Source organism: Oleiphilus sp. HI0080 (assembly GCF_001635135.1).
Map to the genome: position 1 here is coordinate 1 of NZ_LWFU01000836.1, position 13,328 is coordinate 13,328.

Consider the following 13,328-nt stretch of genomic DNA (forward strand, 5'->3'; position numbering starts at 1 on the left):
GCCTTTCGAGATATTTGATGTTTGCTATAGTTTAAAGAATGACCTAAACCCGAATGAGTAGATAAATCTAATGAAACGTTTCTTTGCCGCTATTCTTGTGCTCTTGGTTGTATTGGTCGGCGGCAGTAAAATTGCCGTGATGATTGGTGCAAGTAGCTTTCTATCGCAAGTCAAAACAGAGCTCGTATCGGTTGGTGCATTGAATTTCCAATCGGTTTCCACGTCACTCCAAGATTCCGAAGTCGTTATATCCAAACCGACATTCAAGCACTTTTTGTTAAAGAAGGATTTCTCAGCGGAGCAGGCGCGGCTTAAGTTCGAAGGTCCTGTCGATATGATGTTGGGTTTATTATCCGCGTTAGGTTCTGATTATTCTGATCTTGATCAGCTTATTTTAGATGATTTCGAGACGGATTTGCCTGACCAGCTCATGTATGAGCAGCTCTCTGAAAACTTGAGCCTTAGTATTGATCAATGGTTTTCTTTTCTGTCCTGTAGCGGTGAATCATCGCCAACCAAGACAAGCTTGGCCAAGGCCGGTATTGAGAATCTCAAGGCGCAGGTTATGGTCCATCTTGGCCTGCCTGAGTCGACTATAGAGTTTGATACGCTCGGTTTTGGACGGGTCATTATCGATACAGACCTCTTGGCGCATCTCTCCGGTTCTGGTGAGGGGCGACTGCGCAGTATTTCTTATATAGATAACGGTTACTTTAAACGTCTGGCGCAGACCTGTTATCACGAGTCCGAAGATTCCGGCTCTTTGTCGCAGAGTATTGTGGATGGTTGGAGTGAAAACCTTGCGATGCGCGGGTATCGCGTGAGTAGTTCTGCCTTGTCAGTGATTAAAACGTTTATTGAGCAGGGTGGGATATTGAGATTCTCCGTAGGGGATGCTGTTCCCGCGCCTCGGGACGGCTCATATGGCTGGCAAGAAGCGGCATTTATTGCGCGCGTAGAGGTTCAAAGCAATGACGGAGAGCCTGTTGCTTTAGAGTTGGAGCAATATTTTGCTCCACCGATTCAAGAGACGGTGTCAAAGCCAGAGCAGACAGTGGAACCCGCTTATATCGAAGTTGATATGTCGTCGGAGACTGAGCTTAATCCGCTTGATCAACTGCTTGGAAAACAGGTAAGAGTGCGTTTATTCAAGGAGCAAGAATATGAAGGAAGCGTTAAGCTTATTGATGAGCATCAGATTGAGATGATACCGCTTAAAGGCGATGGGAAAGTAAGTTATACCTTTAAGCTTCTCGAGATAGAAAGGCTGGAGGTATGGACCGAGTGACCAGGATTCCTCATGTTCCGTTAGCGCCTTTTACTGAGCTGTTAGGTGATATTGTTGCGGAGAATTCGATTAGCGCAGCGGATTCGCATTGGGATCACAGCAATGAGCGTGTAATTGATATTCTTCAAGGTTGGTTTGATCGGCTCGGTTTTAATACGCAGATACAAGATGTTGACCCACTTAAGGGTAAATACAATTTGATCGCAACTCTTGGAAGTGGTCCCGGTGGGTTGGTACTTGCAGGTCATACTGATACGGTGCCTTTCGACGAGTCTCGCTGGAGCACAGACCCTTTCAAGCTGCATTTTGAGCAGGAGAAATTGTTTGGCTTGGGCTCCTGCGATATGAAGGGCTTTTTTCCAATCATTGTGGAAGCGCTCAGAGGGCTGGAGGGTGCGGAGCTTATTCAACCGTTGATTGTAATTGCAACTGCGGATGAGGAGAGTTCGATGGCTGGAGCTCGAACATTGGCGGAAGGGTCAAGCTTTCAGGCGCGAGCGGCTGTCATTGGCGAGCCGACGAGCATAAAGCCGATACGCATGCACAAAGGCATTATGATGGAGTCGGTTCAGTTTCATGGCTGTTCCGGTCATTCGTCTAACCCTGCACTTGGTCAAAGTACTGTCGAAGCAGTCCATGGTTTTTTAGGTGAAATTCTTGCCTATCGTTCGCGTTTGCAAAGCCAGTATCAAAATGCCAACTTTCTTGTTTCAGGCCCTACGCTGAATGTTGGGGCGATCCATGGCGGAGACAGCCCAAATCGGATTTGTGGACATTGTCAGTTGAATTTTGATTTAAGGCCGCTGCCTGGTATGTCCATCGAGTCATTGCATGCCGAAATAAAAGCGCTGGTTCAACAAACAGGCTACCAACATGCGATTGAAGTAACGCATAAGTCTATGGTTAAACCTGTTCCCGCATTTGAGACTCCCGCGTCTTCGGAACTGGTGAAAATATGTGAGCGATTGACTGATACAAAGGCGCAAGCTGTTGCCTTTGCAACAGAGGCTCCATTTTTAAGTGGAATGGGTATGGATACCGTTGTAATGGGAGCAGGTTCCATTGATCAGGCGCACCAGCCCAATGAATTTCTCGCGACAGAACAGGTTAGAGGAATGGCGGATGTATTGCGTTCGTTGATCCAGAATTATTGTATCGCAGCCTCATAAGCTAATTAGAGAACTAAGAATAGACAATGAAAGATTGGATCAACTGGTTTAGGCATGCTTCTCCTTATATCAATCGACATCGAAATCGTTGTGTCGTATTTGGTGTAAGCGGCGAGGCTCTTGAGCATAAGAATTTTATTAACATCATTCATGATTTGGCTTTGCTCAGTAGCCTTGGCATTCGTATTGTCATGGTGCTTGGAGCACGGCCACAGATTGATCGGGCTCTGCAGGGCAAAGCAATCAACTCAGCCTTCTCGTCAGGTATCAGAGTCACGAGTAAAGAGGCGCTTCCTTGTGTTCTTGAAGCTTATGGTAAGGTTCGAAGCGAAGTTGAGGCGTTGCTGTCGATAGGCGTGGTCAACTCTCCTATGCACGGTTCTGCAATTAAAGTGGTGAGTGGGAATTTCATTGTAGCGAAGCCCCGAGGTGTCATTGATGGGGTTGATTTTGGCTGGACAGGGCAGGTTCGTAGAGTGGACCATGAGAGTATGTCTGCACATTTGCAGGCCGGATCAATGTTGATTCAGACCGCTCAGGGGTATGCTGTTACTGGTGAAATCTTTAACTTGTCTTACGATGAATTGGCAATGGAGGTCGCGCAATCGCTAGGAGCCGACAAGTTGATCTACCTTGGCCAGGAGAAAAGCGCGTTAACAAACTCGGAAGGCTTGCCTGTTCGCCAGATCGATGCCCAGTCTCTAACGCGCTTATTAGATTCCGAACCCGAGAGGGAAAATAGTCGTTTGTTGCGCTTGGCCAGTGCCGCATGTCACTCTGGCGTCAAACGAGTGCATATCCTAGGTTATGCAGACGACGGAGCGATACTGGAGGAAATGTTTACCCGCGATGGTGTCGGAACCATGGTGAGTGAAGAGAGCTATGATGAGGTGCGCGAAGCGCATTTGGACGATCTGACCGGAATCCAGGAGCTAATCCAGCCATTGGAAGAGCAAGGTGTTTTAGTGCGGCGCTCGAGAGAGTTGCTCGAAACAGAGCTGCATGCATTTACCGTTAATCTGCGCGATAACGCGATTATTGCATGTGCGGCACTGTATCCCTATCCGGAGTATGAGTCAGCTGAGCTAGCATGTTTTGCGGTGCATCCTGATTATCGTCGCGAAGGAAGAGGTGATCGAATCTTGGATGAGGTTTCTAGAAAAGCAAAATGCCAAGGTTTGAAGTACTTGTTTGTATTGACAACACAAACCGAGCATTGGTTTCTTGAACGGGGTTTTGAATTAAGTGGTCACGATGCGTTACCAAGTGGCAAACTATACGATATCGCACGTAACTCTAAAGTATTGAGAAAAGTACTTTAGGTGTGATTCGTTGACCGGAGGGATGATCTAGGTGAGTGCAAAGGAAAGAAGAGCGCTAGAGCGCATATCAAGCCATCAGGCCGCAACGCTTTATCTTGAAAGCGGACAGTCTTCTGCGTGCACTATCGAGGATTTTTGCGAGCAGGGAATGTACGTCACGTTCGCTTCGGGAACGATTCCGTCAGATAGCGCTATCAGGATTCTGCGCGTTAGCTTTAAGAATTTTCAGGGTCGCGAGTTATTTGTTAACGCTGAACCGGCGCATTTGAGTCACAATACGGCAGGGCTTCGCTTCGTCAATCAATACCCTGAGGTTGTTAGCTTTCTAAAAGAGAGATACGCGAACGACTCAACTCCTAAATTGTCCGTGCAGCATACGTCGATCATTGAGCGATGTTTGAGACTAATAGAACAATCTACGAAGAACGTTTATGAAAGTGCGCTTCCTCTTGTCGTACAAGCGGTGCGTGATGAAGCCGTTAATTCGCAAACGGATCAGATCGCCAATGCCAGAATGAATATCGCGGATAGAATCGAGAAGTTCGAGTCTACTATTTTGGCGAAAATCAGTAACGAGATCCTTAGTGTTGCTCCTCGAGGCCGCAAAAATATCATTGAGAATAACTCCTCGGACTTGGACCTTGTCGCGAAAGGAGAGTTTGAGGATTGGTTAATAAGTAAGGTGCTCACAACGAAGCTAGAGCAGAGTTTGCGCTCACCCTTGCTGCTTTTAAAGATGCGTACCGATTCGATGGGCTATCGAANTGAGGGAGGCAGCGGCAGTCCCTTGGGGCCCGAAAGACTGGTTTATGCTTTTCAGACAGCAATGCACCCATATCTTCAGGAACTTGCTCTTGAGCGACGCGCGTTCAAAATTTTGGAAGCGGCTCTTTTACCCGAACTGGATAGCCTAACTCACTCGCTGAACGAACAGCTTGCCAAAGCGGGAGTCTTGCCTGATGCGTCCTTGGGTGAGTTAGTTAAGAAGTATGAGCAGCCTTCTAAAGTAGAAGAGAAGAGCACCATTGATTCATCGAATCAATCTCCACCGCCGCCCGCGCAAGATGTACCTAAGCCTAGCGTTGATTCCTCTCCTGAATCAATAGAATCGGCGCCACAAGCGAAACATCATGATCGCTCTGAAGGGAGGCCGCGAGCTTCTGTGGGCTATGGTGGGCAAACGCTGAATCATGACGGGGTTGAGAAAGGAAATGTATCGGCTGTCGATTTAGAAAAATCTCAGGGTTCAGCCGACCATGCACCAGCTTCCGATGCAGCGCAAGCTCCTGGCGTGGCTACACAGTCTGAGGGATTTTCTTCCATCGGGAAATTGTTTAGAAAGCTGCGCAACAAATCTGGCAATACTTCTTCTGGGGTGCCTGAGGGTGCGCCATTGTTTAGTCATCAGGAGCTTCATCAAGGTTTGTCCTCTTTGCATGGGCAATCTAGAGATGTCAACGAAGCTCAAACCAGTCTTCTCGAACGAGTCTTGGAAAGTTTGAACAAAGATGCCGACTCCCCGAGAGACTTGAATGAAGAGCAGAAGGATCAGGTTGATGTCGTTGATCGTTTTTTTGGCTCATTGCAGCAGAACCCGCGCTTAACGCATGAAGGTAAGCAACATCTTTTTAGACTAGAGATCCCGGTTCTCAGGCAGTTATTGGAAAATGACCGTTTTTTCGATGACCATGACAGCCCTCTCAGAGATGTACTAAACAGGATTGCAAAGCTCGGTGCTCAAGGTGGAAGACTCGGTAAAATAGGACATCAGAAAATTGAGCAGCTTGTTGCGCGAATCAACGAAGAGTACGACCAAGATCATGGCGTTGTGGATCAGGTACGTGCTGAGTTGGATGAGCTGATCGCGAGACAACATGCTCTATATCTGAAAAATGTCGAGCGGGTTGCGGCCGCAGCTGATGGAGCGCATAAGATAGATGAGGCTCGAAAATATGTAGCTGAAGTTGTATCGGGCATGCTTGCAAAGCAGCAGGTACCAGCAGCTCTTCAGAGTTTGCTAGATAATGGATGGCTTGAGCATCTCAACTTATTATCAATAAAGTACGGTAAAGATAGCGCCCAGTTTTCTGAGGCTCTTGGCGTTGTTGAAGCGCTGAAGCAATTTGGACAAAATCCTGAGATTGGTTTCGATGCGCGTAGAAATATTCCTTTAATTCAGGATGGCTTGAAGTCTATTTCTGGCGGTGTTGAGACCTCGAAAAATGTCCGTGAGGAATTAAAGCAGTTGATGCTAGATGCCTCGTCTCGGACACATGCCATGGTTGAAGCAAAACCTGTGATTTTAAAGTCTGAATCGGCTGAAGAAGAGAGAGAAAAGAACAATATTGAGAAATCTAAGCAGCTTCGGCCCTGGCTACTAAGGGCGAAAGCCATTCCTCTGAATGCTTGGTTGAGGTTTCAGAAGGAAGGGGAAGCAGAGCCTCAGTATATTCGGCTAGTCTGGATTGCCAGAGCTTATACCAAGTTTGTCTTTGTCAATCATCAGGGCTTGAAAGTCATCGAATTGGGTGCTTTCAAATTCGCTGGTTACCTGAAGGATGGCGCGATAGCGCCAGATCCAGATTTCTCCCAGCCTATCGTCAAGCAAGGTTTGGACGACATGGTCAAAGAGGTATATGAAAAACTCGCTTTTGATTCCTCTCACGATAAACAGAGTGGCTTGCCAAATGCGCGTGAGTTCCAGCGACTCGTGCGTTTAGCGATGAAAAAGGGTGAGCGGACTCAGCAGTGTTGTTTGTACTACATCCGCATGTTAAGCGGCGAGTTAGCGGAAGATCAAGAATCTAAGGTCGTCAGTCAACTCGTTGATCTCATCAATACAAAGGTAAGTGATGTGCGTGTTGCAGCGCGCCTAAATCGATATGACTTTGTGATGTTTTTCTCCAACAATTCGTCTCAACAAAACATTTCAGACACGACAGAGGCATTGAATGCCTTGTTGTCCGATATGCAGGTGCTCGGCGTTTCTGTATCTTTAATGCGCAGTGAAGTATGGGGGTATCTTGGTTTTAATAACGAGGCAGCACTCATTCGAAATGCGCAGCAAAGCTTAAGCCAGATGGAAGTCTCGGAGGAGAGTGCGGGTTTGAGTCAAACTGTCAGTCGCATAGAGCTCTCTCAGAGCGAATCTGAGGACACCGCAGCTGCGATGTTCAGTGCATCGGATAGCGATGCTTTTTCTGTGTTTGCCCAAGCTGTTAGCAAGCTTTCTGATATAGACCTGCCAGACAATCAAGAGTTGCGATGTCGTCCGTTAAACATGGACGTTGATGTGGGGAGTGATTTTTTTGAGCCATCTACAGATCATGAGGCAAAAGAGATGAATTCTTGGTGGCTGGCCTTTTTAGCCCGATCTTTAAGCGCTAAGACGAACGCTCTTGCCTGTCGTGTTCCCCTGAGCGCCATCAGTTTAACCGATGACCACTTTAAAGAAGAGTTTCGAGAATTGTTGGAGTGCACTGATATGCCTCCTGAGCGTATTTGGTTTGATTTGTATGACTGCAGTGCGCTCGAGAACGAGCACTTTGCCGCGGATGTTATTAGAGAGCTCCAGATCTTTGGATGTCATTTTAGTCTGGAGGGGTATGGGACAAGTGATTGCCCGGCGAGATTGCTCCAAACTTTACCCGTTGACCTGATTACGATTGATGCAGAGGTTTTAAAAGCATTTCATGATGAGGGTGAGGAAGAGCCTCTTGTGAACGTAGCCCACCATTTCGATAAGGCGGTACTAGTAAAAAATATAGATTCAGCGATCGCTCTTCAGAAGGTAGAGAAGCAAGGCGTCGACTTCGTTCAGGGAGAAAGAATCGGCGCCTATGAGCCGTATTAGAATTTCTCAGCTTCAATGACTTCGTAGCTATGAGTGATTTCAACACCGGCCTTCTCAAGCATAATTGAGGCCGAGCAGTATTTTGTTGCAGATAGTTCAACGGCGCGTTTGACGAGCGAATCCTTGAGTTTCTTGCCTGTCACTACAAAGTGGATATCAATCTTGGTGAACACGCTGGGAACCTCATCGGCTCGTTCAGCGTTGATTTGCGCAACGCAGTCGCTTACATCTTGCCTGGATTTCTTCAAAATGCTCATTACATCGAAGCTTGTGCAACCGCCAAGCCCTAGAAGCATCATTTCCATTGGTCTAGGGCCTTGGTTTTGACCTCCGTGATCAGGTGGTCCGTCCATAGTAATTTCATGGCCTGAGCCTGAGGTAGCAACAAACTTGGCTTCGCCACCCCAACGAATTTCGGCTTTCATAAATCTACCTGTGTTTCATTGAATGTGCCGCGAGATTAACACAAAAGACAATCGCCGTTTAAAAAATGTGTATTTGATTAATTGGTCTATACTTTTAGATATCAATAAGTTGCTGAGCACTATTAGTTCCGTTCGTTTGACGGATACAGTGATTTGGCAGAGTATAAAAAAGCGAGTCAGCGAGTTGTTAGTTGCTTGCATGTGTGCATAAAAAGGTGTGTTAAATGTCCACGATCTTGAAACCAGTAGAAAGTAAAACCAAACACTTAGATTTCTTTTTGAGTCAGTGTCACCGCCGCAAGTATCCCAGCAAAAGCACTATTATTTATGCCGGTGATAAAAGCGACTCTCTGTTCTACATTATCAAAGGCTCCGTGACTGTCATCATCGAGGATGACGATGGGCGAGAGATGATCATGGCGTATCTAAATACGGGTGATTTCTTTGGTGAAATGGGCTTGTTCGACAATATGGACTCGCGGAGTGCTTGGGTTAAAGCAAAGTCTGAATGTGAAGTAGCTGAAATTAGCTATTCTAAATTCCGAGAGATTTCTAGCCAAGACCCTCGTATTCTGTATTTTATTGGCGAGCAAATGGCATCCCGCCTTCGCCAGACGACTAGAAAGGTTGGTGACCTGGCGTTCCTAGATGTGACAGGACGTGTCGCTAGAACCTTACTTGATTTGTGCAAAGAGCCGGACGCAATGACGCATCCAGACGGAATGCAGATCAAAATTACTCGCCAAGAAATTGGGCGAATTGTTGGCTGTTCCCGTGAAATGGTTGGTCGAGTTTTGAAAACACTTGAAGAGCAAGGTCTTGTTCAGGTGAAAGGTAAGACAATGGTTGTTTACGGTACCCGATGACCGTAGATGCATGAGTAATTAATAAGATTTAAAAAAGGCGCTTCTAGTAGAAGCGCCTTTTTGTTTAGCGGTTAGGCCAAAGTCCTAGCATCCGTCGCAACTCGTTGTCGTCGATCCCCTTGAGGACCAGTCAGAAATATAGATGCTTCCGAGACTTGGATCGTTCAAGTCGTCGGTACCTAGTCGCTCAAACTTGAGCAAGTCAATTTGTAAGTTACGATCATGTTGCACCGTTCCATCCGCGTTGAAGGTCGCTTCATGTTTGAACTTATCTTTGTCGTACTGAATTTCGCTCGTCGTATCGAAAGCAGTAGCCTGCCCAACGACGCGTTCAATGGGCTTGATGATGGCGTCAAGATTAGGGTCAAGATTAAGCTCTTGACGATCTTTATTGAACTCTTCGGTCAGTTGTTCCTCAATGCTCTTCAGGGTCGACGCAGCTGTTTTTATGCTCGTGTCATCCACACTGTCTTCCGCGGCAGCATTGTCTAGTTCTTCGCTGTCACCTACTGCCTCGATGCTCAAACCAGCCGCTGTAGGGCCATACAATTGAAGCAGGTTTTGGCCTGAATCAAGAGCAAGATCCCCCATGTCATTTTCAGATAGAGGCTCAACCGCAAAAGAATTTGGCGCAGTTGCTATCATTATTGTGAATAACAAATATAATTTATTCATTGTAGTTCTTGATTAAGCCTCAGAGGATGAGAGTTACGCAGTACTTCAAACTTTGGCTCAATATTAATTCCTAATCAGGATTGTTAACTATTTTTTAAATTATGAACGAATTTGGGTGTGGAAGAAATGTCAGAAGCGGCCATTTCTCTATATTTTGTCCTTTCGTGCATAAAGTTCTATTGAAACGGAGTGTATATGAATAACGACCAGGACCCAAACGGTACTGAAGAGTGGCTTGAATCATTAAATTCGCTTATTAAATTTGAAGGCCTAGAGAGAGCCAAATATATTCTTTCTAGATTACAGGATGTTGCCACCTCGAATGGCTTGCTTCCCACTCACTCTGTCGTCACTCCATATCGAAATACTATTCCTCCAAAAGATGAGGCTCGTATGCCGGGCGATCTTTTCATGGAGCGCAGAATTCGCTCGCTGATTCGCTGGAATGCCATGGCAATGGTGCTACGAGCAAATAATCGCCCTGGAGCATTGGGCGGACATATATCCTCCTTCTCCTCGAGTGCAACATTGTATGACGTTGGCTTTAATTACTTTTTTCATGCAGGTGATGAGAATCGTGAGGCGGATCTGGTTTATGTGCAAGGCCATTCAGCTCCGGGTATCTATGCTCGATCTTATATCGAAGGCCGTCTAAGCGAAGAGCAAATGGATCGTTTCCGCAATGAGGTGGACGGCGATGGTCTGCCGTCTTACCCCCATCCATGGTTAATGCCAGATTATTGGCAGTTCCCTACGGTTTCAATGGGCCTCGGCCCTTTACAGGCAATTTATCAAGCGCATGTTATGAAGTATCTCCACAGCCGAGGCTTAACTGAGAAAGGCGAGAGGAAGGTATGGTGCTTTGTCGGAGACGGTGAAACCGATGAGCCTGAAACGCTTGGATCGATTGCGCTGGCTGGTCGTGAAAAGCTAGATAATTTAATTTTTGTCGTGAACTGCAATCTTCAGCGCCTTGATGGCCCAGTTCGTGGGAATGGCAAAATAATACAAGAGCTCGAAGGCGTATTTCGGGGCGCAGGATGGAACGTTTTGAAGGTTGTCTGGGGTCGAAAATGGGACCCGTTGTTTGAGCAGGATAGCGACGGCGCGATGCAGCAAGCGATGAATGAGCTTGTGGATGGTGAAATGCAGAGCTTTAAGTCCAACGGAGGAGCATATACGCGCAAGCACTTTTTCGGACGTTATCCTGAGCTGGCTAAAATTGGTGAGTCTTATACAGATGAAGACATTGAGCAGTTAAACCGCGGTGGCCATGATCCGTATAAGGTTTATGCTGCATACCACAAAGCGGTTCATCACAAGGGCCAGCCAACAGTTATCTTGGCGCATACTGTGAAAGGTTATGGTTTTGGGAAGGTCGGAGAAGCGACGAACACCACACATTCGCTTAAAAAACTGGACGAGGAATCGTTAAGGTCTTTCAGGGATCGTTTTGGTGTTCCAATCGGCGACGATAAAATCGCAGAAGTACCATATTACAGGCCTGCGCCAGACAGTCCCGAAGCCATCTATATGAAGCGCCGTCGAGAAGAGCTTGGCGGTTTCTATCCCAAGCGTCGTCAGCGAAGCGCGCCTTTAACGGCTCCTTCTCTGGATCTTTTCCAGGCTCAGCTAGATGGCTCTGGAGACAGAGAAATTTCAACCACTATGGCATTTGTTCGAATGCTGTCATCGCTCACAAAAGATAAGAGAATTGGAAAGCGCGTAGTACCCATCGTGCCGGATGAGGCGAGAACATTTGGCATGGAGGGGATGTTTCGTCAGCTTGGAATTTATACCTCTGAAGGCCAAAAGTATGTCCCCAATGATCGCGACCAGGTCATGTACTATAGAGAAGATCAGGCTGGTCAGATTTTGGAAGAGGGTATCAATGAAGCGGGTGCTATGGCTGCATGGATTGCCTGTGCCACCTCCTACAGTGTGCATGACTACCCATTGATTCCTTTTTATATTTTTTACTCAATGTTTGGGTTCCAGAGAGTCGGTGACCTCGCATGGGCCGCAGGCGATATGCGCTCTAGAGGTTTCCTCATTGGTGGGACTGCAGGACGAACAACGTTAAATGGCGAAGGTCTTCAGCATCAGGATGGTCACAGTCACGTACTTGCCTCCACAATTCCGAATTGTGTCGCTTATGACCCGGCGTTTGCCTGCGAGCTTGCGGTGATTATTCAGCATGGCATCAAGCGCATGTATGAGAATAACGAGTCTGTTTATTACTATCTCACGGTCACTAACGAGAATTACCAGCAGCTTCCAATCATCGAAGGCAGCGAGGACGCAATCCTCAAAGGCATGTATCTTCGAGAGACGCTAGATGGCGGGTCTGAATTGTCGGTGCAGTTACTTGGAAGTGGTGCAATCTATAATGAAGTGGCGGCGGCTGCGGAGATTCTCAAAGATGAATTTAATGTGTCCTCGAAGGTCTGGAGTGTCACTAGCTTTAACGAACTTGCCCGTGATGGCCAGTTAACAGCAAGATGGAATATGTTGAATCCTGATACCCATCAGAAGTCTCCTTATATTGCGGATTGCCTGGATGACGAAATGCCCGTTATTGCGTCCACGGATTATATTCGGCTGTATGGTGAGCAAGTCCGTGCCTATATCAAGGCGCCTTATACAGTGCTTGGAACGGATGGATTTGGTCGCAGTGATACGCGAGAGAAGCTTCGTAGTTTCTTCGAGGTTGATCGTTACTACATCGTTGTAGCTGCGCTCGATAGCCTTGCAAAACAAGGCAAGGTAGATACTCAATTAAGCTTAGACGCACTGCGAAAATTTAATATTGACCGCAGCGCTATTGCGCCAATGTTGCGCTAACGGAGGGGCTGAAAATGAGTGATAACGATATTTTAGTACCCGATGTAGGCACAGATTCTGAAGTCGAGGTTATTGAGATCCTTGTTGCGGAAGGTGATAGCATTGCTATTGATGACCCTGTTGTAGTACTCGAATCGGACAAAGCGAGTATCGAGGTTCCCGCGAATTTTGCAGGGAAGGTTGCGAGGTTGTCCGTAAAAGTTGGAGATAAAGTGAAGCAAGGAGACCCTCTCTTAGAATTGAGTGTGGTCGGAGAAGAAGCATCATCACAGCCAAAAGAAAAATCTGCTGAGTCGCAGCCTAAGCATCCCGAAGAAACGGACCACTCCGCGTCGGCTGACACTTCTAAGCCTTCTGGCACTGAGTCTGAAGGCATTAAGGAGGTTCGAGTCCCGGATGTTGGTGGGGCGGAAGCGGTGGAAGTCATAGAGATATCGGTAGCCTCTGGCGATCAAATCGTAAAGGATGAAGCGCTGTTAGTGCTTGAATCCGATAAGGCTTCGATGGATATTCCGTCACCGTATACAGGTGTCGTTTCTGATCTAAAGGTAAAGGTTGGCGACAAACTGAGTGAAGGTGATTTGATTGCGTTAATTCAGTCCGAGAAATCGGACTCAGACGTAAAAGACGCGGGCAGCGATGTTAGCTCTGGTGCATCGTCAGCCAAAAAAGGCGCTTCAGCGCAGGCAGAGAGGGTTAATCAGGCTGAGGCCAAAGCATCTCCTCAGCCGCATCAACCAGTGCCCATTAAATCTGGGCAGGATAGTGTCCACGCTGGGCCAGCAGTAAGAAAACTCGCGCGCGAGCTTGGTGTTGAGCTGGATCGGGTCAGTGCAACAGGGCCTAAGGGCCGAATTCAGAAAGATGACTTGAATGCCTACATAAA

Annotated in this window: 9 protein-coding genes; 7 read left to right on the forward strand and 2 right to left on the reverse strand. The window is 47.1% G+C overall.

The annotated features are described in order from the left end of the window. Positions 1 to 70: 70 nt before the first annotated feature. The 4 genes from A3751_RS17035 to A3751_RS17050 are packed head-to-tail and all read left to right on the forward strand — an operon-like array spanning position 71 to position 7,632. On the forward strand, positions 71 to 1,288 hold the full coding sequence (locus tag A3751_RS17035; RefSeq protein ID WP_068458175.1) for a hypothetical protein: 1,218 nt from the start codon (positions 71 to 73) through the stop codon (positions 1,286 to 1,288). Beyond that, positions 1,276 to 2,457 carry an acetylornithine deacetylase gene (gene argE, locus A3751_RS17040; RefSeq protein WP_068458178.1) on the forward strand — a complete coding sequence of 394 codons (1,182 nt, stop codon included), beginning with the start codon at positions 1,276 to 1,278 and terminating at the stop codon, positions 2,455 to 2,457. Before A3751_RS17035 ends, argE begins: the two co-directional genes overlap by 13 nt. A 26-nt stretch (positions 2,458 to 2,483) precedes the next feature. Next, positions 2,484 to 3,779, forward strand: coding sequence for an amino-acid N-acetyltransferase (gene argA / locus A3751_RS17045; protein ID WP_068458180.1), 1,296 nt, complete (start codon positions 2,484 to 2,486; stop codon positions 3,777 to 3,779). 31 nt (positions 3,780 to 3,810) lie between these two features. Further along, positions 3,811 to 7,632, forward strand: coding sequence for a DUF1631 family protein (locus A3751_RS17050; protein ID WP_068458182.1), 3,822 nt, complete (start codon positions 3,811 to 3,813; stop codon positions 7,630 to 7,632). Here A3751_RS17050 and A3751_RS17055 read toward each other — a convergent pair. After that, entirely contained in the window at positions 7,629 to 8,057 is a 429-nt protein-coding gene (locus A3751_RS17055) for an OsmC family protein (RefSeq protein ID WP_068458184.1), read from the reverse strand. The two genes, A3751_RS17050 and A3751_RS17055, sit on opposite strands and share 4 nt — an antisense overlap. 224 nt (positions 8,058 to 8,281) lie before the next feature. Between A3751_RS17055 and crp the strand changes: the two genes are divergently transcribed. After that, positions 8,282 to 8,923: a cAMP-activated global transcriptional regulator CRP gene (gene crp / locus A3751_RS17060; protein WP_068458186.1), complete on the forward strand. Its 642-nt coding sequence runs from the start codon at positions 8,282 to 8,284 to the stop codon at positions 8,921 to 8,923. An 84-nt stretch (positions 8,924 to 9,007) separates the two neighbouring features. On the opposite strand, the gene A3751_RS17065 is transcribed toward crp, so the two are convergent. Beyond that, a complete protein-coding gene (locus A3751_RS17065; protein WP_068458188.1) occupies positions 9,008 to 9,598 on the reverse strand; it encodes a hypothetical protein in 591 nt (196 codons plus the stop codon). A gap of 195 nt (positions 9,599 to 9,793) precedes the next feature. Between A3751_RS17065 and aceE the strand changes: the two genes are divergently transcribed. Further along, on the forward strand, positions 9,794 to 12,442 hold the full coding sequence (aceE, locus tag A3751_RS17070) for a pyruvate dehydrogenase (acetyl-transferring), homodimeric type (protein WP_068458190.1): 2,649 nt from the start codon (positions 9,794 to 9,796) through the stop codon (positions 12,440 to 12,442). 14 nt (positions 12,443 to 12,456) lie between these two features. Next, positions 12,457 to 13,328: biotin/lipoyl-containing protein (locus tag A3751_RS17075; RefSeq protein ID WP_156492569.1), on the forward strand; the 872-nt coding region annotated here is incomplete at its 3' end.